General features: G+C 72.8%; 27 protein-coding genes. 13 read left to right on the top strand and 14 right to left on the bottom strand.

All coding sequences use genetic code 11. The annotated features are described in order from the left end of the window. The first annotated feature begins 9 nt into the window (after positions 1-9). From ACZ7OU_RS47020 to ACZ7OU_RS47000, 5 genes are all read left to right on the top strand, one after another. Positions 10-1,794: a serine/threonine-protein kinase gene (locus ACZ7OU_RS47020; protein ID WP_470260256.1), complete on the top strand. Its 1,785-nt coding sequence runs from the start codon at positions 10-12 to the stop codon at positions 1,792-1,794. A 335-nt stretch (positions 1,795-2,129) separates the two neighbouring features. Continuing rightward, positions 2,130-2,324, top strand: coding sequence for a hypothetical protein (locus ACZ7OU_RS47015; protein ID WP_470243546.1), 195 nt, complete (start codon positions 2,130-2,132; stop codon positions 2,322-2,324). A gap of 131 nt (positions 2,325-2,455) precedes the next feature. Continuing rightward, positions 2,456-3,586 carry a C1 family peptidase gene (locus ACZ7OU_RS47010; protein WP_470260255.1) on the top strand — a complete coding sequence of 377 codons (1,131 nt, stop codon included), beginning with the start codon at positions 2,456-2,458 and terminating at the stop codon, positions 3,584-3,586. 10 nt (positions 3,587-3,596) lie between these two features. Next, positions 3,597-4,010 (top strand): hypothetical protein, encoded by a 414-nt coding sequence (locus ACZ7OU_RS47005; protein WP_470260254.1) that lies wholly within the window; start codon positions 3,597-3,599, stop codon positions 4,008-4,010. Next, positions 4,007-4,315 carry a protease inhibitor I42 family protein gene (locus tag ACZ7OU_RS47000; protein ID WP_470243549.1) on the top strand — a complete coding sequence of 103 codons (309 nt, stop codon included), beginning with the start codon at positions 4,007-4,009 and terminating at the stop codon, positions 4,313-4,315. Before ACZ7OU_RS47005 ends, ACZ7OU_RS47000 begins: the two co-directional genes overlap by 4 nt. Here ACZ7OU_RS47000 and ACZ7OU_RS46995 read toward each other — a convergent pair. Further along, on the bottom strand, positions 4,312-4,635 hold the full coding sequence (locus ACZ7OU_RS46995) for an STAS domain-containing protein (RefSeq protein ID WP_470260253.1): 324 nt from the start codon (positions 4,633-4,635) through the stop codon (positions 4,312-4,314). The two genes, ACZ7OU_RS47000 and ACZ7OU_RS46995, sit on opposite strands and share 4 nt — an antisense overlap. A gap of 87 nt (positions 4,636-4,722) precedes the next feature. Here ACZ7OU_RS46995 and ACZ7OU_RS46990 point away from each other — a divergent pair, with 87 nt between their 5' ends. Continuing rightward, positions 4,723-6,195 carry an aldehyde dehydrogenase gene (locus ACZ7OU_RS46990; RefSeq protein WP_470260252.1) on the top strand — a complete coding sequence of 491 codons (1,473 nt, stop codon included), beginning with the start codon at positions 4,723-4,725 and terminating at the stop codon, positions 6,193-6,195. Positions 6,196-6,299: 104 nt separating this feature from the next. Beyond that, complete coding sequence (locus tag ACZ7OU_RS46985) at positions 6,300-7,511, top strand: glycosyltransferase (RefSeq protein ID WP_470260251.1); 1,212 nt, start codon at positions 6,300-6,302, stop codon at positions 7,509-7,511. Position 7,512: 1 nt separating this feature from the next. Here the strand turns inward: ACZ7OU_RS46985 and ACZ7OU_RS46980 are convergent, their stop codons facing one another. Beyond that, on the bottom strand, positions 7,513-8,373 hold the full coding sequence (locus ACZ7OU_RS46980) for an SDR family NAD(P)-dependent oxidoreductase (RefSeq protein WP_470260250.1): 861 nt from the start codon (positions 8,371-8,373) through the stop codon (positions 7,513-7,515). 50 nt (positions 8,374-8,423) lie between these two features. Here ACZ7OU_RS46980 and ACZ7OU_RS46975 point away from each other — a divergent pair, with 50 nt between their 5' ends. Next, positions 8,424-8,993, top strand: coding sequence for a TetR/AcrR family transcriptional regulator (locus ACZ7OU_RS46975; RefSeq protein ID WP_470260249.1), 570 nt, complete (start codon positions 8,424-8,426; stop codon positions 8,991-8,993). Here ACZ7OU_RS46975 and ACZ7OU_RS46970 read toward each other — a convergent pair whose 3' ends face one another. Next, entirely contained in the window at positions 8,994-9,323 is a 330-nt protein-coding gene (locus tag ACZ7OU_RS46970; protein ID WP_470260248.1) for a hypothetical protein, read from the bottom strand. 74 nt (positions 9,324-9,397) lie between these two features. Between ACZ7OU_RS46970 and ACZ7OU_RS46965 the strand changes: the two genes are divergently transcribed. Then, positions 9,398-9,778: a MerR family transcriptional regulator gene (locus tag ACZ7OU_RS46965; protein WP_470260247.1), complete on the top strand. Its 381-nt coding sequence runs from the start codon at positions 9,398-9,400 to the stop codon at positions 9,776-9,778. Here the strand turns inward: ACZ7OU_RS46965 and ACZ7OU_RS46960 are convergent. Genes ACZ7OU_RS46960 through ACZ7OU_RS46925 form a run of 8 tightly spaced genes read right to left on the bottom strand, consistent with a single transcriptional unit; the run spans position 9,771 to position 14,737 of the window. Beyond that, the gene (locus tag ACZ7OU_RS46960) at positions 9,771-10,313 is read right to left on the bottom strand and encodes a hypothetical protein (RefSeq protein ID WP_470260246.1); all 543 of its coding nucleotides are present in this window, start codon (positions 10,311-10,313) and stop codon (positions 9,771-9,773) included. The two genes, ACZ7OU_RS46965 and ACZ7OU_RS46960, sit on opposite strands and share 8 nt — an antisense overlap. A gap of 33 nt (positions 10,314-10,346) precedes the next feature. Beyond that, on the bottom strand, positions 10,347-10,832 hold the full coding sequence (locus ACZ7OU_RS46955; RefSeq protein ID WP_470260245.1) for a GNAT family N-acetyltransferase: 486 nt from the start codon (positions 10,830-10,832) through the stop codon (positions 10,347-10,349). Further along, entirely contained in the window at positions 10,829-11,566 is a 738-nt protein-coding gene (locus tag ACZ7OU_RS46950) for an SIR2 family NAD-dependent protein deacylase (RefSeq protein WP_470260244.1), read from the bottom strand. Before ACZ7OU_RS46950 ends, ACZ7OU_RS46955 begins: the two co-directional genes overlap by 4 nt. Positions 11,567-11,609: 43 nt before the next feature. Beyond that, on the bottom strand, positions 11,610-11,804 hold the full coding sequence (locus tag ACZ7OU_RS46945; protein ID WP_470243560.1) for a ferredoxin: 195 nt from the start codon (positions 11,802-11,804) through the stop codon (positions 11,610-11,612). After that, the gene (locus tag ACZ7OU_RS46940) at positions 11,801-12,931 is read right to left on the bottom strand and encodes an NADH-ubiquinone oxidoreductase-F iron-sulfur binding region domain-containing protein (RefSeq protein ID WP_470260243.1); all 1,131 of its coding nucleotides are present in this window, start codon (positions 12,929-12,931) and stop codon (positions 11,801-11,803) included. Before ACZ7OU_RS46940 ends, ACZ7OU_RS46945 begins: the two co-directional genes overlap by 4 nt. Beyond that, the gene (locus tag ACZ7OU_RS46935) at positions 12,928-13,497 is read right to left on the bottom strand and encodes a ferric reductase-like transmembrane domain-containing protein (protein WP_470260242.1); all 570 of its coding nucleotides are present in this window, start codon (positions 13,495-13,497) and stop codon (positions 12,928-12,930) included. Before ACZ7OU_RS46935 ends, ACZ7OU_RS46940 begins: the two co-directional genes overlap by 4 nt. Next, positions 13,494-14,471: an FAD:protein FMN transferase gene (locus ACZ7OU_RS46930; protein ID WP_470260241.1), complete on the bottom strand. Its 978-nt coding sequence runs from the start codon at positions 14,469-14,471 to the stop codon at positions 13,494-13,496. The genes ACZ7OU_RS46935 and ACZ7OU_RS46930 overlap by 4 nt, the downstream gene beginning before the upstream one ends. Beyond that, positions 14,468-14,737, bottom strand: a complete 270-nt coding sequence (locus tag ACZ7OU_RS46925) for a hypothetical protein (protein ID WP_470260240.1) — start codon at positions 14,735-14,737, stop codon at positions 14,468-14,470. The genes ACZ7OU_RS46930 and ACZ7OU_RS46925 overlap by 4 nt, the downstream gene beginning before the upstream one ends. A 236-nt stretch (positions 14,738-14,973) precedes the next feature. On the opposite strand from ACZ7OU_RS46925, the gene ACZ7OU_RS46920 reads away from it, so the two are divergent. Genes ACZ7OU_RS46920 through ACZ7OU_RS46910 form a run of 3 tightly spaced genes read left to right on the top strand, consistent with a single transcriptional unit; the run spans position 14,974 to position 18,088 of the window. After that, positions 14,974-15,846, top strand: coding sequence for an alkaline phosphatase family protein (locus tag ACZ7OU_RS46920; protein ID WP_470260239.1), 873 nt, complete (start codon positions 14,974-14,976; stop codon positions 15,844-15,846). A 5-nt stretch (positions 15,847-15,851) separates the two neighbouring features. Then, positions 15,852-17,096: an MFS transporter gene (locus ACZ7OU_RS46915; protein WP_470243566.1), complete on the top strand. Its 1,245-nt coding sequence runs from the start codon at positions 15,852-15,854 to the stop codon at positions 17,094-17,096. Continuing rightward, complete coding sequence (locus ACZ7OU_RS46910) at positions 17,093-18,088, top strand: hypothetical protein (RefSeq protein WP_470260238.1); 996 nt, start codon at positions 17,093-17,095, stop codon at positions 18,086-18,088. The genes ACZ7OU_RS46915 and ACZ7OU_RS46910 overlap by 4 nt, the downstream gene beginning before the upstream one ends. Here the strand turns inward: ACZ7OU_RS46910 and ACZ7OU_RS46905 are convergent. After that, positions 18,063-18,647, bottom strand: coding sequence for a dihydrofolate reductase family protein (locus ACZ7OU_RS46905; RefSeq protein WP_470243568.1), 585 nt, complete (start codon positions 18,645-18,647; stop codon positions 18,063-18,065). The genes ACZ7OU_RS46910 and ACZ7OU_RS46905 overlap by 26 nt on opposite strands. A 70-nt stretch (positions 18,648-18,717) precedes the next feature. Continuing rightward, positions 18,718-19,191, bottom strand: a complete 474-nt coding sequence (locus ACZ7OU_RS46900) for a hypothetical protein (protein ID WP_470243569.1) — start codon at positions 19,189-19,191, stop codon at positions 18,718-18,720. 245 nt (positions 19,192-19,436) lie between these two features. Between ACZ7OU_RS46900 and ACZ7OU_RS46895 the strand changes: the two genes are divergently transcribed. After that, entirely contained in the window at positions 19,437-20,387 is a 951-nt protein-coding gene (locus ACZ7OU_RS46895) for a glycoside hydrolase family 6 protein (protein WP_470260237.1), read from the top strand. A gap of 22 nt (positions 20,388-20,409) precedes the next feature. Here ACZ7OU_RS46895 and ACZ7OU_RS46890 read toward each other — a convergent pair whose 3' ends face one another. After that, positions 20,410-21,738, bottom strand: coding sequence for a 3-hydroxybutyrate oligomer hydrolase family protein (locus ACZ7OU_RS46890; protein ID WP_470260578.1), 1,329 nt, complete (start codon positions 21,736-21,738; stop codon positions 20,410-20,412). Positions 21,739-21,781: the final 43 nt, after the last annotated feature.

The following is a 21,781-nucleotide window of genomic DNA, read 5'->3' as shown; positions in this document are numbered from 1 at the left end:
TTCTGACGTTTGCGAGTCACGCGATCGGGGTACATCGCGGCCGTGGCCGACGACGCCGGTGAACCGGGAAACGCGCACGAAGACACGTGCGCTCGTTTCGCTCTCGGCGAGTTCGCCGTCCACCCGCGCGCCTTCCACGACGACCCGCCGCAGCTCCTGGCCGGCCGGTACGAGGTCGGCCGCCTGATCGGCAGCGGCGGCACGGCCCGCGTGTACCGGGCCTACGACCAGCGGCTCGAGCGCGAGGTCGCGGTCAAGATCTACGACCGGGACGTGGTCGCGCTGGACCAGCGCCGCCGGCTGCGCGAGATGAGCATCCAGGGCAGCATCGCCCACCCGGGCGTGGTGGCGCTGCTCGACAGCGGCAGCGCGCACGGCCGGACGTTCCTGGTGATGCAGCTGGTCGAGGGCGAGAACCTGGCGGAGCGGCTGCTGAGCGGCCCGCTGCCGGCGGCGGAGGTGACGGCACTGGCCGACGGGCTCGCCGAGGCACTGGCCCACGTGCACGCGCGCCGGATCGTCCACCGGGATCTCAAGCCCGCCAACGTGTTCCTGTCCGCGGCGGGCCCGCTGATCGGCGACTTCGGCATCGCCCACGCCCTCGACACAACGCACATAACGGGCACGGGAGTGGTCCCGGGCACGGCGGCGTACCTGGCACCGGAGCAGGTGGGCGGCGAGCCGGCGGGCCCCCCGGCGGACGTGTACGCGCTGGGGCTGATCCTGCTGGAGTGCGTAACGGGCCACCGCGAGTACTCGGGCACGATGATCGAGGCGGCGATGGCCCGGTTGACGAGGCCACCGCGCATCCCGGAGGGGCTGCCGCCGTCGTTGGCCCACACGGTGCGACGGATGACCCGACGCGAGCCGGCCGACCGCCCGACGGCGGTGGAGGTCCGGCGGTTGTTGCACACGCCGCCGCCGACGGCGCCGTGGATGGCCGGCCGTTTCACCGCGGCGGGGGTGCTGCGGAAGTGGCATCGCGCGGCGCCGACGGGCCGAGGTGGGAATGGCCGGCTGGGGGGCCGCCGGGGCACGGAGGACGACGGCGTACGGAGCGGCGCGGGGTCCGGCCCGCTCGCCCCGACGGCAAGCAACCCCGGCCGGGGCGGCGCGGCGGCCGACGGCGGGCACATCGGCGCAGCCGCCAGAGAGTCCGGCCCGCCCGACCTCACGGCAAGCAACCCCAGCTGGCCCGGCGCGGCCGAACGCCACCAGGGCACGACCGACCGCGGCAGGCCGATCGGAGCAGCCACCGCCGAGTCCGGCCCGCCCGACCACGCGGCAAGCAACTCTGGCTGGGGCGGACCTGGGTGGGACAACCTCGACCGGGGTCGCTCCGGGTCGGGCAACCCCGGCCACCGCAGCCCGCTCGACCCGACCGTGCGCGACATCAGCCTCCCCCACCCGCCCACCCCCACCGGCCCACGCAAGATCCTCGCCGCCATCGGCCTCTCGCCGGCCAGCGCCCCAGCCCAGCGCCGCCGGTTCACCGCCGCTGCCGGGGTGACCGCTGCCGCCGTTGCCGCCATCTCCGCCATGCTGCTCTCCGCGCAAGAACCCGGGACCCAAACTCCGGCCGTACCCAGCTCCCCCGCGACCACCCAGGCTCCGCTCGCCGCATCCGGGACTCCGGACCCGGCACGCCCCGGCGTCACCGAGTCCGCCGAGCTCGAACCCGCCGCCGTCACCCACGAGCGTCCCGCCACGACCTCCAAGGCCGCGAACCCCGGCAAGCCGGCCAAGCCCGAGACCCACGGCAAGGGCAAAGGCAAGGGCCCGGGCCACGACTAGGACCACCGGCGGGCCCGATCCGGGCCCAACGGCCCTAGTGCCCGAAACCCATTCCGAATAGACCTGACCCCGGCTCGAATTGTTTCCGTGAATCCGGACTCGAAGCAATAACGACCGGTAACCGGAACCCGCTCGGTCCCGACTCACACCACGTGTCCACGGGCACCACCGCCGGGAATCCCCGTCCCGGCCGGTTCGGCGACTTTCCGGAGGTTTTGATGAGTGTCCACGCTGCCCTCGCGCGGCCGGTTTTCGGAACACCGCGCGGGCGGCACGCCAAGCCCCGCTCCGCGTGGCCGCGTGTTGCCGTCAGGACGCTCTTCCTCTTGTGCGCGGTGATCTCCGTCGTCGCCGTCGTCGGGGCCGGGTGGCCGCCGGTGCTGCTCGTCGTGCCCGCCGCCGCGCTCGTGCTGCTCGTCGCCGGCGCGGTGAAACTGCGGACCGCGTCCCGGAAGATCGATTCCATCTTCGCCGAAGAACTGACGCGGGAAATGCCTGCCGAAAACGGTGTCGGCGTCGAGATCTCCTGACAGAAGATCGGCCACAAAACTGCTCCTCGGCAAAGGGATGACTCCCCTGGTGACCTCGACCGGCCCGAGAGTACAACGGTCGGGCACGGTCACCGAAGCGCCGCATGAGGCGTCCGACATGGGGAGTCATCATGGCCGATCCCGGTACCCCCGCACCTCCGGTCGAGCTCGACCGGGTCCGCACCGAACTGGCCGCACAAGGCCATCCCTGGGTCATGGGCGAGAACTCCATGACCATTCTCGAAGAGGACCAGCGGCGGCACCGGCTGGGTGTGCCCCTCCCGCCGGAGAGCGACCGGCGCGACCTCGAATCGCGGGCGAAGTCCCTCGCCGCCGGTGAAGCCGCCCGCGCCACCGCCGTCTCCGGGGCCGGCGCCCCCGCGCAGTTCGACAGCCGCAACGCGGGTGGCGCCAACTACGTCACACCGGTCAAGGACCAGGGCGACTGCGGCTCGTGCGTCGCGTTCGGGACGGTGGCCGCGGTCGAGACGGTCGCCGCGTTCACGCGCGGGCAGCCGGGACTGAAGCTCGACCTCTCCGAAGCGCACTTGTTCTACACGCACGGCGCGAACGACAACGCGACCTGCGACACCGGCTGGATGCCCGACCGGGCGCTGAAGGCCTGCCACGACGTCGGCATCACCTACGAGGACTACTTCCCGTACAGCGCCCGCAACCGCTCCGGCGCGAAGCTGAACGCCGACTGGCCGAACCGGCTCGCGACCACGCCGTCCTACGCCGCACTGACCGGCGACCCCGCGGCGATGAAGGAGAAGCTCGCCGCCTGCGGCGCGCTGATCGCGTGCTTCCTGGTGTACCAGGACTTCTTCTCCTACAAGACGGGCGTGTACCGCCACGTCACCGGCGCGCTGGCCGGCGGCCACTGCGTCACGCTGGTGGGCTACGACGACGCCCAGGGCTGCTGGATCGCGAAGAACAGCTGGAACACCAGCTGGGGCGACGGCGGCTTCTTCCGGATCGCCTACGGCGAGTGCGGCATCGAGACCTGGCAGGTCGAGCAGGTAGCCGCGGTGAACCTGCGGTCGTGGACCGGCTCGACGTCGGTGCTGGGCCTGTGGAGCAACGACCAGGACCGCAACACCTGGGCGTACCTCAAGGACCTGGGCTGGCTCCACCTCGCCTCGGACGACGAAGTGATCAACAAGGCGATGCTCACCGAGCTCGTCGCCGCGAAGCAGGGTGGCCGTCCGGTCAACGCGTTCAACAACAACGGCACGATCATCGAGACCTACGTCTTCTAGGAGCCGTGAGATGGCCGCATCGAAGAGCCCGTCCAGCGCGCCCGTGGCGGTGGCGCCCACTGCCAGCCCGGACAACGCTCCCCAGCCCCTCAGCCTCGAGCAGCTGAACGCCGCGACGACGACCGTGACCGCCGAGCCGGGCGTCGCCCCGGTGCTCAGCCCGCCGGGCGCGCCGCAGGCCGTCGCCCAGGCCACGACCGCCGCGGCCTGGCAGTCGGCCAAGAAGGTGCTCGCGCTCTGGACCAACAACGCCGACCGCAACGGGTACGCCTACGTCGACGGCATCGGCTGGAAGCGTCTCGCGACGAACAGCGACAGCGTGCACGAGGCGCTGCTGGCCCTCGCCTCGTCGGGACGGCTGGCCGGGTCGATCACGTATCCGGAGGCCACCGACGGGCTGATCCACGAGATCTACCTCTGGTGAAGGTGCTCACGCTCGAAGCCGACGGCGCGGCGGCGGACGTCGCGCCCGGCGAGCGGCTGGAGCTGCGGTTGCCCGAGAACGCGGGCACCGGCTACCAGTGGGTGCTGGACGGTCCGGAGCCGCCGCTGCGGGTGGTCGAGGAGACCCTCCACCCGGCGACGGACCGGGCCGGCGGCACCGGCGAGCACCGGTTCGTCCTGCACGCGGACGCCCCGGGCGAGACGACGCTGGTGGCGCGCCACGCCCGGCCGTGGGAGCCGGACGCCGAACTGCGGCGGTTCCGGCTGACGGTCCGGGTGCGCTAGCCGGCGTCCTGCCAGGGTTCGAAGCTGCGTAACAGCAGCCTGACCTGCGCTGGGTCCCGGACCTCGGCCTCGACGCCGCGGGGCATCGCGATGATCAGGTGGGTGTCGCGGGCCGCGCAGCCGGACGCCGTCGCGGCCAGGACCGCCGCTCCGCCGCCGTCGACCGCCGTGGTCATCGTCAGGTCCACCACCAGCCGGCGGACTCCGGCGGCATACGCGTCTTCGACCGCTTGGTGGTACGCGGGGGCCAGACCGCCGTCGAAGACTCCGTCGACGGAAAGGATGATCTCGTCTTCCAGGAGAACGCTGCGAAGGGTCATCCTGACCTCCTGCCGAACGGATTACCTCAAGTACCCGGACGGGTGCAGGCTGAAACCACCACAGCCGGAGGTCGAGGAGGCCGCACCATGGATGAGCAGCGCTTTTCCCTGTTGATCAACGGAAAGGCCGTCGCCGCCCGCTCGGGCCGGACGTTCGAGTCCCAGAACCCGTACACCGGGCGGCCCTGGGCGGTCGTGCCCGACGGCGGTCCCGAGGACGTCGACGACGCGGTCGCGGCGGCCCGCGCGGCCCTCGACGGCGAGTGGGGCTCGACCACCGGCTTCGCGCGCGCCGCCCTGCTGCGGCGGCTCGGCGACCTCATCGGTGAGCACGCCGAGCGCCTCGCCCGGCTGGAGGTGAACGACTCCGGCAAGCTCTACCGCGAGATGATCGGCCAGCTCACCGGGCTCGGCGGGTGGTACCACTACTTCGCCGGCCTCGCCGACAAGATCGAGGGCCGCCAGATCCCGGCGCCGAACCCGGACTACCTCGTCTACACCCGCCGCGAGCCGGTCGGCGTCGTCGCGGCCATCACGCCGTGGAACTCGCCGCTGCTGCTGCTCACCTGGAAGCTCGCGCCCGCGCTGGCCGCCGGATGCACGGTCGTGGTCAAGCCGTCCGAACACTCCCCCGTCTCGACGCTCGGGCTGGCCGAGCTGATCACCGAAGCGGGGTTCCCGCCCGGCGTCGTCAACGTCGTCACCGGGCTCTCCCGCGAGACCGGCGCCGCGCTGGCCGGGCACCCGGGCGTCGACAAGGTCGCGTTCACCGGCTCGACCGCCACCGGACGCGCGGTCGCGGTGGCCGCCGCGGAGAACCTGAACAAGGTGACGCTGGAGCTGGGCGGCAAGTCGCCGCAGGTGGTGTTCCCCGACGCCGACCTCGCGGCGGCGGCCAACGGCGTCATCGCGGGCGTGTTCGCCGCGACCGGCCAGACGTGCATGGCCGGGTCCCGGCTGATCGTGCACGCCGACGTCCACGACGAGCTGGTCCGCCGGGTCGCCGAGCGCGCCGCCGCGATCCGGCTCGGCGACCCGAACGAGCCGGACACCGAGATGGGCCCGGTCGCGAACGCGCCGCAGTACGAGAAGGTGCTGCACTACCTGGAGACGGCGAAGGCCGAAGGCGCGACGGTCGTCTGCGGCGGCGAGGCGGAACCGGCGCTGGGCGGGCTGTTCGTGCGGCCCACGGTGCTGACCGGGGTGACGCCGGAGTCGACGGTCGTGCGCGAAGAGGTCTTCGGTCCGGTGCTGGCGGCGCTGACGTTCACCGACGAGGCCGAGGCGATCCGCCTGGCCAACGACACGCCGTACGGCCTGGCCGGTGCGGTGTGGACGAAGGACGTGCACCGCGCCCACCGCGTCGCGGCGAAGCTGAGGGCCGGGACGGTGTGGATCAACGCGTACCGGGTCGTGGCGCCGTCGGTGCCGTTCGGCGGGGTGAAGAACTCCGGCCTAGGACGGGAAAACGGCGTCCACGCGATGGACGAGTACCTGGTCGAGAAGGCCGTCTGGGTCGAGCTGACCGGCGGCACGCGGGATCCGTTCACCTTGGGATGATTCCCTCTCCCCATTCAAAGATATAGCCGACCCCGGGGCTTGTGGCAAGACCCCGGTGCGGGTCCACAATTCGGGCTCACCTTTTCCGGCGAGGGGATTCCTTCATGCGTGTGCTGCTGTCCACGATCGGTTCGCGGGGCGAAGTGCAGCCGGTGCTGGCGCTGGCTTCGGAGCTGAGAGCGCTCGGGCAGGACGTCCGGCTGTGCGTGCCGCCCGACTTCCGGGACCGGCTCGAAGAACTGGGCTTCGACGTCGTGCCGATCGGGCCGGTGCTGCGCGGGACCGCGACGGCGCACCAGGGCAAGCCGACGCCCGAACAGATCCGGAAGTCCACGGAGGACACCGTCACGACGCAGTTCGAGACGATCGCCGTGGCCGCCGAGGGGTGTGACGTCCTGGTCGCCGGCGGTGCCCTGCAGTTCGCCACCCGCTCGATCGCCGAACGTTCGGGCGCCGCCTACGTCTACGCGAGTTTCTGTCCCATCACGTTGCCGTCCGATCTGCACGCGCCGCCGCCGATGCCGTGGCGGACGCCCGGAAAGGCGGAAAACCGCGCCCTTTGGGACGAAGACGCGCAACGCTGGAACGCCTTTTTCGGCGGCAAGGTCAACGAATACCGGGCGGCGGCCGGGCAGGCCCCCGTCGACGACCTGCCGAGCCACGTCTTCAGTGACCGGCCGTGGCTCGCGGCCGACGCCGCGCTGGCGCCGTGGCCCGAGCCGGGCGACCCGCGGATCGTCCAGACGGGGGCCTGGATCTGGCCGGACGAGCGGCCGCTGCCGGCCGACGTGCTCGAATTCCTCGACGCGGGCGAGCCGCCGGTGTACTTCGGGTTCGGCAGCATGCGCGCGCCGGGAGAGGTCGCCGGGGCCGCGCTCGCGGCGGCGCGGGCCCACGGCCGCCGGGCGGTCGTCGCCCGCGGGTGGGCGGACCTCGTCGCCGACACCGCGCCGGACTGCCTCGGCATCGGCGAGGTCAACCAGCAGGCCCTGTTCAGGCGCGTCGCGGCGGTCGTCCACCACGGTGGCGCGGGCACGACGACGACGGCGGCCCGTGCGGGCGCTCCGCAGGTGGTCGTGCCGCAGATGTACGACCAGCACTACTTCGCCGGCCGGGTCCGCGATCTGGGCCTGGGCGCGGCGACCGAGCCGGGCGTGCCGACGGCCGAAGCGCTGACCTCGGCGCTCGAAGCGGCTCTGCGCCCCGAAGTCGCGACACGGGCGCGGGAGTTCTCGGGCAAGGTCCGCGGGGACGGTGCGAGTGTCGCGGCGCACCACCTGCTGGCGACGGTGCCACTCGCCTCCGCCCGGAACTGAGCTACGGCAGGTAAGGCCGGAGCGTCGCCGCGGTCACCCGGTCGAGGAGCCGGTCGGGCAGGACGCGCGTGAGGCGGGTCAGCAGGGCCGCGTCTCGCCCGATCGTGTAGCGCGTACGCGGCCGCGGCGCGGTGGCGGCCGCGGCGATGACGGCTCCGGCCTTGGCCGCGGGCAGCCCCGCCCGGGTGAACCGCTGCGAATGCGCGACGACGGCCTGGACGAGTCCGCCGTACCGCCGCTGGTGGTCGGGGGTCATCTTCTCGGCGAGGCCGGTGGCGGTGGCGGCGCCGCGGTCTCCCATCTCGGTCCGCACGGCGCCGGGCTCGACGACCACGACCTGCACGCCGTGCGGGGCGAGTTCGCGCCGGAGCGAGTCGCTGACCGCTTCGAGCGCGAACTTCGTCCCCGCGTACGGCCCGTACGTGGCCATCGCGACCTTCCCGCCGACCGAGCTGATGTTCACGATCCGGCCGCGGCTGCGGTGCAGGAAGGGCAGCAAAGCCTGCGTGACGGCGATGTGCCCGAACAGGTTGACGTCGAACAGCCGCCGCCACTCGTCGAGGGGAAGCGCTTCCACGGGGGCGTTGACCGAAATGCCCGCGTTGTTGACGAGGGCGCGCAACGGGCGCCGGTCCGGGTCCGCGGCGATGCGGTCGGCGAGGGCCTGGACGTGCTCGGGTCGCGTGATGTCGAGGATCACCGGCTCGACGCCGTCGGCGCGGATCGCGTCGCCGTCGGTTTCGCGCCGGACGCCGGCGAGGACGTGGTAGCCGCGGGCGGCGAGCTCGCGGGCGGTGGCGGCGCCCATGCCGGTCGACGCGCCGGTGACGACCATGATCTCGTTCTGATGTGACACTGTCATATGAACCACTATGCGCAACTCGTGTGACACTGTCAACTATGATCGGCGCCATGGTGACGCGAGCCGAAACCGCCGCCGCGACCCGGGCCGCCCTCGTCCGGGCCGCGTCCGAACTGCTCGACGAGGGCGGGCCCGACGCAGTGACGCTGCGCGCGGTCGGGGCCCGGGCCGGCGTCTCGCGCGGCGCGCCCTACGGGCACTTCGAACACAAGCAGCACCTGCTGACCGCGCTCGCCGTCGACGCCTGGAACTCGGTGGCGGACGGGGTGGAGCGGCTGCGCGCCCTGGACGTCACCCCGAGCGCGCGGCTCGAGCGCGGACTGCTGACGCTCATCGGGGTCGGCCGCCGGCAGCCGCACCTGTACGCGCTGATGTTCAGCACCCCGGTGGGCGACGACCCGGTGGCCGCCGCGGCCGCGACCCGGGTGGAGAACGAGTTCCTGACGCTGGTCGCCGGCGTCGTCGGCGAACCGGACGCCCGGCGGTACGGCGCGCTGCTGATGTCGAGCGCGCACGGGATCGCGGGGCTGGAGCTGAGCGGCCACCTGGCGAAGGAGAAGTGGACGGTCGACGGCGACCAGGTCGTGCGCATGCTGGTCGACGCGATCCGCTCCCGCTGATCATCCGGCCAGCGCGTAGAACTCTTCGAGCACGGCGCGGGCCTCGTCGGTTCCGGGAACCGCCGCGTCCCAGCGGACTTGACCGGCCTCGACGGCGATGTCGAAGCCGAAGAACGGACAGCACGCCTTCTCGCGGGCGGCGAGGTCACGGACCCAGTCCTCGACGCCGGGCTCGGCCCGGAAGCGGAACCGGATGCCGATGTCGGTCCGTTCCCGCTCGACGAGTGCCTGCGCGAACAGCCGGCGGTACTCGGCCAGCCGCTCGCCGGGGGTGTCGCGAGCGGTCGACATGTCGCAGGCGATCGGGGTCGAGGCCGGCGGGATCTCCATTTTCGGGCTCCTTGTCCCTCGGGAAATCCGAGCCTAGAGTCTGGACCTGACTCCAGAGTCAAGGGAGAAGCGGCATGAAGATCGGCGAGGTGGCCCGCGCGGCGGAGGTCAGCGTGGACACGGTCCGCTTCTACGAGCGGCGCGGCGTCCTCCCGGCGGCGGAGCGCCGTCCGTCGGGCTACCGGGTGTTCCCGCCGTCGGCGGCCGACCGGATCCGCTCGGCGAAGGCGTTGCAGGACTTGGGTTTCACCTTGGACGAGGTGGTCGACGCCCTCCACGCCCACGACACGGGCGACGCGACCTGCGCCTCGGAGCGCTGGCGCCTGGAGGCGGTGGTGGCCCGGCTGGACGACCGGATCGCGCGGCTGCAGCGGGTTCGGCAGAACGCAGCGGACTGCCTCGCGGACTGCCGGGCCGGCTGCTGCCGCCTGGTCGGCGAGAACGGGCTCACCTGACCGGCTTGACCCCGGGCCGGCCGCCTTTCCGTGCCTCGATCTGGATTTCCGTCACGACGTGGCCATCGGGGACGGGCTCCCAGCGGGCGCCTGTGTGGTACTCGTCGCGGGCCGCGATGCGGAACGCGATGTGGACGGCCCACCGACGGTCGTCGCTGTGCAGGCTCCAGTTGCCCCAGCCCCGGAAACCGGCTTCGGCGACCTTGGCGCGGAGTACCGCCCGCACCTCCTCTTCGGTTCCCGGCCACAGCGTCGCGACGGACAAGCCGGGGTCGAAGGCGATGACGTTGTACCGTCGGCGCGTTTCCCTGATCACTTCACCGTCGCGGGCGCCGATCCGGTCGGCGAGTTCCGAGAACTCGCGGAACCGGCGGCGAGCCGTCCACTCGCGGCCGTAGCCGGACGTCACCACCAGCCCGGTGGGGACGAGCGCGATCAGGAAGGCCCACAGGAGCCACCACCGGTTCCTGGTCGCGACGCAGAGCCCGGCCGCGAGCGGAGCGTAGAACAGCAGCAACCACCAGCGACCGCGCATGGTTCCCTCCCAAGCCGATGCTAAGGCGGGCGGTCATCGCAAGTCCAGCCACAAAATCCGGAGGCCGACGTCGCCGTGGTCGGGGTGGCGGAACGCGCCCGGCGCCGTGCCGAGCGTGACGAATCCCAGGCTCTCGTACAGCCGGATCGCCGCCGTGTTCACCTCGACGACCGCGTTGAACTGGACCGCCGCGAACCCGCCGCGCCGGGCCCAGTCCACCAGGTCCGTGGCGAGGGCGCGGCCGACCCCCGAGCCGCGGGCCTCCCTCGCGACCATCAGGCTGCCGGAGGCGACGTGGCTGCCGGGCCCGGGCCGGTTGGCGTACATGTTCGCGGTTCCGGTCACCCGCTCCCCGTCGACGGCGACCACCACCCGGGCCGGCGGGGGCAGCAGCCAGCTCCGCCGGGCCTCGGGTTCGGTCATCGCGGGGTCGTACGGGAACGTCCGCCGCTCGGTGACGACGTCGTGGACGATCGGCCAGATCCGCGGCCAGTCGTCGTCGCGGGCCTCCCGGATCACGCGCGCACCGCGGCGCAGAGTTCCGGGACCACCTTCTCGATGTCTTCGCGCAGCACGAAATCGGCTTCCTCGTCGTACGGCGTCGGGTCGCGGTTGACGATCACCAGCGTCGCACGGGCCTGCGCGGCGATCGTGCACAGCGACGCCGCCGGCTCTACCTGCAGCGAGCTGCCGACGGCCAGGAAGACCTCGCTCGACGCGGCGACGTTGCGTGCGCGGGCGAGGACTTCGCCGTCCAGCGTCTGTCCGAAGAGGACGACGTCGAGCTGGAGGATCCCGCCGCACTCCGGGCACCGCGGGTCTTCCTCGCCGCGCTCCAGCACTTCGGTGGTCGGGAGCCGGACCGGGCAGGACGTGCACCGCGTGGTGTGCATGGTGCCGTGCAGTTCGAGGACCTTGCGCGCGGCGAGGCCGGCTTTCTGGTGCAGGCCGTCGACGTTCTGGGTGAGCACGCGGACGGCGGCCCCCGAGCCGTCCAGCTCGGCGAGCGCCCGGTGGGCGGCGTTCGGCTCGGCGCGCCAAGCCGCGTGGCCGGTGTAGCTGCGCCAGAACTCCCGGCGCACCCCGGCGTCGGCCATGAAGTTCTTCAGCGTGAAGGCGTTCACGGCACTCGGCGTGCGCGTCCAGACGCCGTCGGGCCCGCGGTAGTCGGGGATGCCGGAGGCGGTCGAGATGCCCGCGCCGGTCAGCACGCCGATCAGCCGGGCACCGCGGATCCGGTCGTTGAGCTTCATACCCCGGAGGTTAACGACCCGCCCGCGGCGGGACGACCGGATTTCAGTCCTTCCGCAGCCGCAACGCCAACGCCGGGCACGCGGCCGCCGCGCGACGCGCCTCCGGCAGCAGCCCCGGCGGTACCGGACCCGGCTCCACCACGGGATAACCCCACTCGTCCAGCCGCACCCGCTCCGGCAGCAGGTCCGCGCACAACCCGTGCCCCCGGCACCCGATCGGGTCCACCGTCACCTTCACGCCACACTCTCCAGAACCCGGCACCGGCCACCGGCCGAGTGCGCTGCCACGTCGGCACCGAACACCTGCAACGCGCTGGCCGCGAGCCGCGCCGCGCCGTCCGGGTGCGCGCACGCCCCGCGGCCGGTGAGCAGCGGAAGGCGGCGGGCCAGCCGTGCCGTCGACGGGCCACCGCGGAGCAGCTCCGCGAAGTCCGCCGCGATCGCCGGCAGCCCGAACATGCACGGCCCGCACTGCCGGGCCGACTCGGCCGCCAGGAACGCCAGCACCTTCGCGGTGTACTCGAGCCCGCACGCCCGGGCCGGCAACGCGTACACCGCCGGAATCCCGGACACGCCGGCCGCGAGATCCGCGGTCCAGGTCCCGCCGTAGCCGCCGGTCAGCACCGCTTGCACCGGCTCGGTTTCGCCACCCGCCGCGGCCAGCACCGCGGCCAGGGACACGCCCGGCGCCGTCTCCACGACCCCGGGCCGCCGGACCGCACCGGTCACCGTGACCAGCTCGGCGCGCGCCGAGCGGTAGTGCAGCGGGCCGAGGAGGATCACCAAAGCCAGCTGTGCCAGCGTTTCGACGTTGTCCACGAGCGTCGGCCGGCCGCGCACCCCGCGCTCGTCGGGCCGCGGCGACTTGCCGAGCGGCCGCGCGTCCCCCGACGTCAGGTGGTGGACGAGCGCCGTCTCCTCGCTGGCGACGTACCTGCGCGGGATCTCCTCGACGCGCACCGGCACGCGGTCGTCGCGTTCGGCGAGCGCCGCGAAGACGCTCGGCAGCACCGGGCTGCCCGCGTGCACGCAGAGCACGGCTTCGCCGGCGCCGATGGCGTGCGCGGCGAGCTGCAGGCCGTCCAGCACCAGGTGCGGGGACAACGTCAGCAGCGCGGCGTCCTTGTGGCTGAGCGGGTCGCCTTCGCAGCCGTTCGCGACGACGATCGAGCGTGGCGCGCGGGCCGAGCGCAGCTTGACCGCGGTCGGGAAGCCCGCGCCGCCGCGGCCGCGCAGGTCCGCGACGGCGACCGCTTCGATCAGCCGGTCGCCGCCGTCGTCGCCGTGGTAGGCGACCCAGGGCACGACGCCGGTGCGGCGCCGGTGACCGGCCAGGTCGAGGCGGTGGGTCGGCAGGATGGTCATCGGGTGCCTCCGAGCGCCGAGAGCTTGCGGGTCGCGGTGTCGGCGTCCCGGCGGGTCGCCCGGAAGGCGACGCCGCCGAGCACGGCCAGCACGCACAGCACGTCGAGGGCGACGATCCAGCCGTACGCGGCGTCGTCCTCGGCCATGCCGAAGCCGTGCACCAGCGCGACCGGCCAGCAGAGGTAGGCCAGCCAGTGGACGGCGCGCCAGGCGCGCGGCGGGATGCGCGTGCGCAGCAGGCTGGTGACGACGATCGCGAGCAGCAGGTCGATCGCGACGGCGCCGAAGCCGACCCAGAGCGGCTGGTACTCGGAGCCGAACGGGACGACGACGTCGAGCCAGCTCAGCGAGACGTACCCGTCGAGGATCGCCGACGCGATGTGCGCGGCGAGGAACGCGAGGCTGGTCAGCGCGAGGTTCCGGTGCAGGGCGGCGACGGTGAACCGCGGCCACGCCGGAGTCGCGAACCGGCCGGCGCCGAGCGCGCCGAGGACGACGACGCCGGTGAAGAGCACGAGTGAGACGAGGCCGGTCGCGCGGCTGAAGTACCAGACGGCGGAGCTCATGCGGCTCTCCTTTCGGCGGGCCAGCCCGGCGTCGTGACGACGTCGCCGGCGTCGGAGGTGAGCCGCGCGGGCAGGCGTCGTTCCTCGAGCCAGCGCGGTGCTTCGGCGCCGAGGACGATCGCCGCGGTGCTCGCGGTGTTGGCGTCCACAGTGGACTTGGCGGCGACGGTCACGGTGCGCCAGCGCGGGTGTGCGACGTCGCCGGTGCGAGGGTCGACGATGTGGTGCACGGTCCGCCCGGCGTGGTGCCAGCGCCGGCGGGTGGTGCCGGAAGTGGCGAGACCGCCGCTGTTCACGGAGACGCTCGCGTCCGGCCGGGCGACGGCGTCGGCGTGGTCGTCGCCGAGCGCGACCTGCCAGCCGCCGGCGGGTTCCGGACCGGCGACGCGGAGGTCACCGCCGAGGTTGACGAGGACACCGCACCCGAGCGCGCGGTGGATCCGCCGCGCGGCGCGGTCGGCGGCGAGGGCCTTCGCGGTGGCGCCGAGGTCGAGCTGGACCCCGCGAGGGAGGACGACCAGGCGAAGGGCGGGGTCGAAGAGCACCCGGTGCCAGCCGGGCGCGGGAGCCGGGCCCGCCGCAGCCGGTCGTGAGTGAGAAACAGGGTTAGAACACTGTTTCTCACTCACGACCCCCGCACCGCTCGCGGCGGCGACCAGTGCGAAGTCGCGGTCGTACCCGAGCGCCCGTACCGCGGCCCCGACCGTCGGGTCGACCAGCCCGCCGGTCAGCCGGGCCGCCCGCAGCGCGGCGCCCAGCGCCTCGGCCAGCAGCGACCCGACCCGGACCTGCCGGCCGGCCCGCTCGTGCAGCCGCGAGATCTCCGAGTCCGCCCGGAAGCGGCTGCACGCGACGTCGATCGCGTCGACCTCCGCCCGCAGGAGCGAAGCCGCCTCCGAGAGCCGTACGGGGTCGGTGACCAGCACCGACGCCGTCGTGCCCAGGGCGCGGAACGCCCTCGCCGCCGTGGTCACGACGCGCCCGAGCCCGTGTGCGCGCTGCCCGAGCCGGAGCTCACGCCGCTGTCGGAGGACTGGAGCTGGTCCTGGGAGCCGGAGCTGCCGGAGTCGGTCGAGGTCGTGGTCGAGGTGCTGGTGTCGTCGGCCGAAGCCGTCGAAAGGCCGAAGCCGATCGCGCCGGCGGTGGCCGCGCCCAGCACCGCCACCGTCGCGGTGACCAGGGCGGCCTTGCGCCTGCCGTGCTCTCGGCGGGCCGGGCCGCCGGTCGGGGTGGGTTCCATGGGACCGAGTCTCGGCGCCGTTCCTTTGAACGACCTGGGAGCGACCTGTCAAGTCCCTGGCCGTCCACAAAGGACACCTACCTTAGGAGGTTGACACCGGAAAGGCATTAACCCACTCTTTCCGTTGTCCGCCGGAGGTTTCCTGGTGTTCACGAACCGGACCGCGACACGCGCACGTTCCGGCCGCGTGGAGTGGGCATCATGAGGCGCCCTCACCCGCCACCGTTGGAGGACCCATGATCCGCAAGCGGATCTTCGCCGCGTTCGCCGCCGCCACCCTGGTCACAGCCGGTGTCGTCGCGGCGGTCGCCGTCACCGGAACGGACGAGCCGGCGGTGCAGCCCACGGCCTCGACCGTGCCGGCGTTCGACCACATCGTCCTCGTGATGTTCGAGAACAAGAAGTACTCCTCGATCAACGGCAGCTCCAGCGCCCCGTACTTCAACACCCTCGCGTCGCAGAGCGCGAAGTTCACGAACTCCTTCGCGATCACCCACCCGAGCCAGCCCAACTACGTCGCCCTCTTCTCGGGCGCGACGCAGGGCGTGACCAGCGACAGCTGCCCGGCCAACCTCGGCGCCAAGGACAACCTCGGCGCGCAGCTGATCGGCGCCGGCAAGACGTTCAAGGGCTACTCCGAGTCGATGCCCTCCGACGGCTACACCGGTTGCTCCAGCGGCACCTACATGCGCAAGCACAACAGCTGGGTGGACTTCTCGAACGTCCCGGCCGCGAGCAACCTCCGCTACACGAGCTTCCCCACCGACTTCACCCAGCTGCCGACGGTCTCCTTCGTGACGCCGAACATGTGCTCCGACATGCACGACTGCTCGGTCGGCACCGGCGACACCTGGCTCAAGAACCACCTCGACGCCTACGCGCAGTGGGCCAAGACGCACAACAGCCTGCTGATCACCACCTTCGACGAGGACAGCGGCACGTCGGTCAACCAGATCTTCACCAGCTTCACCGGCGCGCACGTCAAGGTCGGCAGCTACAGCGAGTCGATCAACCACTACACCGTGCTGCGCACGATCGAGGCGTCCTACGGCCTGCCGGGCATCGGCGGCGCCGCGAGCAAGTCGCCGATCCTCGACGTCTGGCAGTAGCCCGCGTGTACCTCTCCACCATCGGCCGCCGAGAGCACGCCGCGAAGGGCAAGCTCTCGGCGGTCGGCGCGAACGTCTTCGCGCTCGGCGCCGTCAGCCTGGTCACCGACGTCTCCTCGGAGATGGTCACCGCGGTCCTGCCGGTGTACCTCGTGCTCGGGCTGCACCTCAGCCCGGCCGCGTACGGCCTGGTCGACGGCCTCTACACCGGCGCGACGGCGTTGCTGCGGGTCGTCGGCGGGTACGTCGCGGACCGGGTCCGCCGCCGCAAGGTCGTGGCCGGCGCGGGCTACGCGCTGTCCGCGGTGATGAAGCTCGGCCTGCTCGCCGCCGGGTCGTCGGCGGCCGCGATCGGCGCGGTGATCACCCTCGACCGCACCGGCAAGGGCCTGCGGACGGCGCCGCGGGACGCGCTGATCACCCTGTCGGCGCCGGAACCGCTGCTCGGCCGCGCCTTCGGCGTGCACCGGGCGATGGACAGCATGGGTGCGTTCGCCGGGCCGCTGGTCGCGCTCGCCGTGCTGGCCGCGGTCGGCACGGCGGACCCCGAGGCGTTCGACGCGGTGTTCGTCGTCAGCTTCTGCGTCGCCGCGATCGGGGTGCTCCTGCTGGTCCTGTTCGTCCGCGACCACCGGACGCCGAAAGCGGCCGCCGGGACGGTCTCGCCCCGCGCCGCGGCGGCCCTGCTGCGCGGCAGCGGCGTGCGGCGCCTGCTGGTGGCGGCGTGCGTGCTCGGCCTGGCCACGGTCGGCGACGGCTTCGTCTACCTGCTGCTGCAGCACAAGGAGGACATCGCGACCGGCTGGTTCCCGCTGCTCGCGGTCGGCACCAACCTCAGCTACCTGCTGCTGGCCGCGCCGCTGGGCGTGCTGGCCGACCGGGTCGGGCGGCTGCCGGTGGTGCTCGGCGGCTACGGCGCGCTCGCGGTCGTCTACCTGCTGCTGGCCGGGCCGGTGTCCGGCTGGCCGCTGTTCGCGCTGGCACTGGCGCTCTACGGCGCGTTCTACGCGGCGACCGACGGCGTCCTGATGGCCCTGGCCGGTCCGCTGCTGCCGGAGTCGTTGCGCACCACGGGGATTTCGCTGGTGCAGACGGCGCAGGCGCTGGCGTACTTCGCCTCGTCCGTCCTCTTCGGACTCGCCTGGCAGTTCTGGGGCGCGGAGCTCGCGATCGGCGTCGCGGCGGGTGCGGCGGTGGTCGCGATCGGCGTGACGTTCGTGGTGCTCTCGCCCCGGAAGGCGGTCTCGTGAAGACGCGGATCCTGATCGCGGTCGCCGGCATCCTTGTGCTGGCCGGGGCCGCCGTCGCGTACGTCGGGTTCGCGAGCGCGCGCGGCCACGACGTCACCGCGACCGGCGCGGTGAGCCTGTCCCCCGGCCCGCGGCTGCTGTTCCGCAGCACGGCCGACGCCGACCGCGGGCACGTCGCCACGGTGTCCGCCGCCGACCCCGGCGGAGCGCGGACGGTGTCCCCGCTCTCGTGCGCGCGGGTGTACGCCGCCGGCGGCACCGGGCTCTGCCTGCGCCAGGACGGCGACCTGACCACCTACCAGCTGGCGGTGCTCGACGCGGGCCTCGCGGTGACCCGGGAGATCCCGCTGGTCGGGCTGCCGAACCGGGCCCGGGTGTCGGCGAGCGGCCGGATGCTCGCGTGGACGGTGTTCGTCACCGGCGACTCCTACAACGGCGGCATGTTCTCCACCCGGGCCGGCATCCTCGACACGGCGACCGGCGACCTGGCCGGCACCCTCGAGGACTACGCGGTGACGCTCGACGGGAAGTCGTACCAGGCCGCGGACCTCAACTTCTGGGGCGTCACGTTCACCCGCGACGACCGCCGCTTCTACGCGACGATGGCGACGGCCGGGCACCGCTACCTCGTCGCGGGCGACTTCGCCGCGCACACGGTCCGGACGCTGCGGGAGAACGTCGAGTGCCCGTCCCTTTCCCCGGACGGGACGCGCGTGGCGTTCAAGTCCGCTGTGGACGACGACCCGGCGAAGGGCTGGCGGCTGTCCGTCGTGGACCTGACGACGTCGGAGGTGACGCCGCTGGCCGAGACCCGCAGCGTCGACGACCAGCCGGCGTGGCTCGACGACCACACGATCGGCTACGGCGTGCCCCGCGGGCCGGGCCACGCGGACGTCTGGTCGGTCCCGGCCGACGGCTCGGGCGCGGCCCGGCTGCTGATCCCGGAGGCGGAGTCGCCGGCGGCCCTCAGCGACGCTCGTACCGGGCGATGATCACGCCCTTGGTCGTCGGGACGCTGCTGGTGAGCGTGAACTCGGTGAGCGGCGCCGGCCCCTCGAACAGGCGGAGGCCGCCGCCGAGCGTCAGCGGGTGGATCAGCAGCGTGTAGCGGTCGACCAGGCCCGCGGCGTGCAGGGAGTGCACGAGCGAGGCGCTGCCGATGACGGACAGGTCGTTCCCGGGCCGCGCCTTCAGCTCGGCGACCGTCTTCTCGGCGTCGCCGGCGAGCAGCACGGAGTTCTGCCAGGCCGCGGCGTCGTCGAGGGTGGTCGAGGCGACGTACTTGGTGGCGGCGTCCATGTGGGCGGTGAAGGGGTTGCCGTCCTCGCGCCCGGCCCAGGCGCCGATGAAGTCTTCCCAGGTCCGCCGCCCGAAGAGCATGTCACCGGCGCGGCTCATGCCCTGGCCCATCTCCCGGGCCAGGACGTCGTCCTGGTACCGGTTGCCCCAGCCGCCGTGCGCGAAGCCGCCGCGGGTGTCCTCGTCGGGCCGGCCGAGGCCCTGCACGACGCCGTCGAGGGTGACGCTCATGGTGACGCTGATCGAACGCATCGGGTGATCCTTTTCGTCCAGGTGGCTTTCACCTCCTGTACGAACGGCGGCACCGCGGATCGACAGCGGGTCAGTCCATCTTGCGCAAGCCGTCGAGGATGCGCCGCATCAGCTCGTTGTCCGGGGCCGCGAACGCCAGCCGCGGCAGCAGGAAGCGGCCCGCGGACGAGCGGACCGGCGGGCTCGTGCGCGGCACCCGCCGCGGCAGCTGGTCCGGCGACGCGTCACGGCCGACCTGCTCCGGGATCGGCAGGGTCGGCAGCGCGATCGTGCCCGCTTCGGCCAGCCGTCGCGCCGCCTGCTCGAAGCGGAGGCGGGCCTGGATGCCGGCCACCGTCCAGTCCGGCTCGGGGTCGGGCTCCGCCGCGGCGGTCGCCCCGCGTGGACGGCGTTCGAGCGAGATGGCCCACGCCGCGGCGGCGAGCGCCGGGAGCAGCAGGCCGGCGATGATGGCGAAACCGGACAGGTCCGCGGCCATCAGGAGGCCCCGGCGACGGGTAGCAGCATGGCGTTCACTTCCGGACTTGCGGTTCTTCCGAAGCATGGCCGACACCTGGATATTCGACGTGAACGAATGGTTCGCGGACCCCGGAGCCCCATCATGAACGACGGGCATCGCTCCCGCAAGCGGCCGAACGGGGTGGCCCATCCGGGTGGTGAAACCGCAGGTCGAGACCGGTTTTCGGGTAGCCGCGACGAGCCCCTCATCCAGTAGTACGGCCGCTGGCGGCGTCCGGTTCAGTTTTCTTCTTGTACGCCTCGTGTACGCCGTCGCGGCAAACTCGCCGAATGCGTATTCCGACCCTCCTCGTGGCCGCGGCGCTGGCGCTCACCGGGCTCGCGTCCCCGGCGCTGGCGGCCGACGGCAACCCGCTCGAGAAGACGAACGGCTTCTACGTCGACCCGGACTCGAACCCGGCGGTGTGGGTCCGGGACCACCCCGGCGACAGCCTCGCCGGCCCGATCAGGACGTCCATCGCGACCAAGCCGGGCGCGCGCTGGTTCGGCAGCTGGAGCGGTGACGTCCGCGCGGCGGTCGACGGGTTCACCTACGCCGCCGACGTCGCCGACAAGCTGCCGGTGCTGGTCGCCTACAACATCCCGGGCCGCGACTGCGGCGGCGAGTCGACCGGCGGCGCGGGCAGCCCGCAGGCCTACCGCGACTGGATCACCGCGTTCGCCGACGGCATCGGCGGCAAGCCGGCGGTGGTGATCATCGAGCCGGACGCGCTCGCCCAGCTCGACTGCCTCCCCGGCGACGCCCGCCAGACCCGGCTCGACCTGCTGAACTACGCCGCGACCCAGTTCGCGCAGAAGGCGCCCAACACCTGGGCGTACCTGGACGGCGGCAACGCGACCTGGATCCCGGCGGCGACGATGGCGACGCGCCTGCGGTCGGCGGGCGTGTGGTCGATCCACGGGTTCGTGCTGAACGTGTCGAACTTCTACACCACGGCGGACTCGACGACGTACGGCAAGGCGGTCGACGCGGCCCTGGGCTACGCGGCACCGTTCGTCGTGGACACCAGCCGCAACGGCACCGGCCACGGCACGGACTCCGAGTGGTGCAACCCGCCGAAGCGCAAGCTGGGCTCGCCGTCCCAGCTCGGCGGCGGCCCGGAGATGCAGCTGTGGATCAAGGTCCCGGGCGATTCGGACGGCAGCTGCGGCTACGGCACGGGAATTCCGGCGGGCACGTTCAGCCCGGCACTGGCCACCCACCTCATCAAGGGCGACTGACCGGCGCCGGGCTGTGCACGGCTCAGCCCAGCGAGCAGCTGCGGGCCAGGTCCGCCGGAGTCGCGCCGGCCGGGCGTTCGATGGTCTCCGAAGCCGGCGGGCGCACTCCGCGCAGCCAGCCGCCCAGCGCGTCGAACGCCGTCCGGAAGCACGGGCCCAGCGGCCGCAGCCGGTCCGGGAACTGGTCGACCAGCCCGTCGACGTGGTTGCCGCCCTCGACCCGGTAGTACCGGTGCAGCGACCCGCGTCCCGCCGACGTGATCATCCGGTCGTAGACGTCGGAGTCCTTCGTGATCGGCAGCAGCGTGTCGAGGGTTCCGTGCAGCGTGAGCAGCGGCTTGCCGATCCGCCCGGTCAGCGAGATCCGCTCCACCGCCCGCGTCACCGACGCCGGCCGCGACGAGTACGCGTAGTCCGCGTCACACGACGGCGTTCCCGAGGCACAGAACGGAGTTCCGGCCGACAGCGCGCCGTCGAACGACGGATCCACCTCTTCCCGGTAGATCCGCTGGGTCAGGTCCCAGTAGACGCGGTAGTGGTAGTCCCACAAGAACTCCGACCCCGGCGCGAACCCGGCGTCCAAAATGGACTGATGCGCCGACGCCGACCCCGCCGCGTAGGCGGGATACGCACGCAGCGCCGGCGGCAGGAACGTCAGCAGGTTCGGTCCATCGGCACGCCACAGCGTCCCCTCCCAGTCGACGCCCCCGTCGTAGAGCCACGGCCGGTTCTCCAGCTGCCACCGCACGAGGTACCCGCCGTTGGACAGCCCGGCGGCCAGCGTCCGCGTCACCGGACGGTGGTAGTACCGCGTCGCCGCGGCGCGAGCGGCCAGCGTCAGCTGCGTGACGCGCGTGTTCCACTCGGCCAGCGCGTCGCCGGGCCGGACGCCGTCGTCGTAGAACGCGGCGCCGGTGTTGCCCTTGTCGGTCGCGGCGAACGCGTAGCCCTCGGCCAGTGCCTGGTCGCCGACCGCGCGGTCGTTCGCGTACTGCCGCCGCACGCCCGGCGAACCGGCGACGACCAGGCCGCCGTTCCAGTGCGACGGCAGGCGCAGCACGAACTGCGCGTCGTGGTTCCAGCCGTTGTTGGTGTTGGCCGTCGACGTGTCCGGGAAGTACCCGTCGACCTGGACGCCGGGGACGCGGCCGTAGGTCGGCAGCCCGGCCGACGTCAGCCCGGCCCAGTCGGCCTCGACGGTGTGCCCGGACGCGAGCGTGCCGGCCGTCGTCAGGTCGTCCAGGCACACCGTCACGGACTTCTCGGCGCCGGGCACCTCCACCCGGCAGCCCCCGGCCGACGCCGACGCCGGAGCGGGCAGCGCCGCCGCGAGCGTCCCCGCCAGAACCACAACCAGCCATCTCCGCACGGTCCACCTCCGGTCTCGATGGACA

The organism is Amycolatopsis sp. NPDC114505 (genome assembly GCF_055633615.1).
The sequence above is the reverse complement of the archived record's forward strand: the minus strand, read 5'-3'. Positions and strand labels throughout refer to the sequence as shown.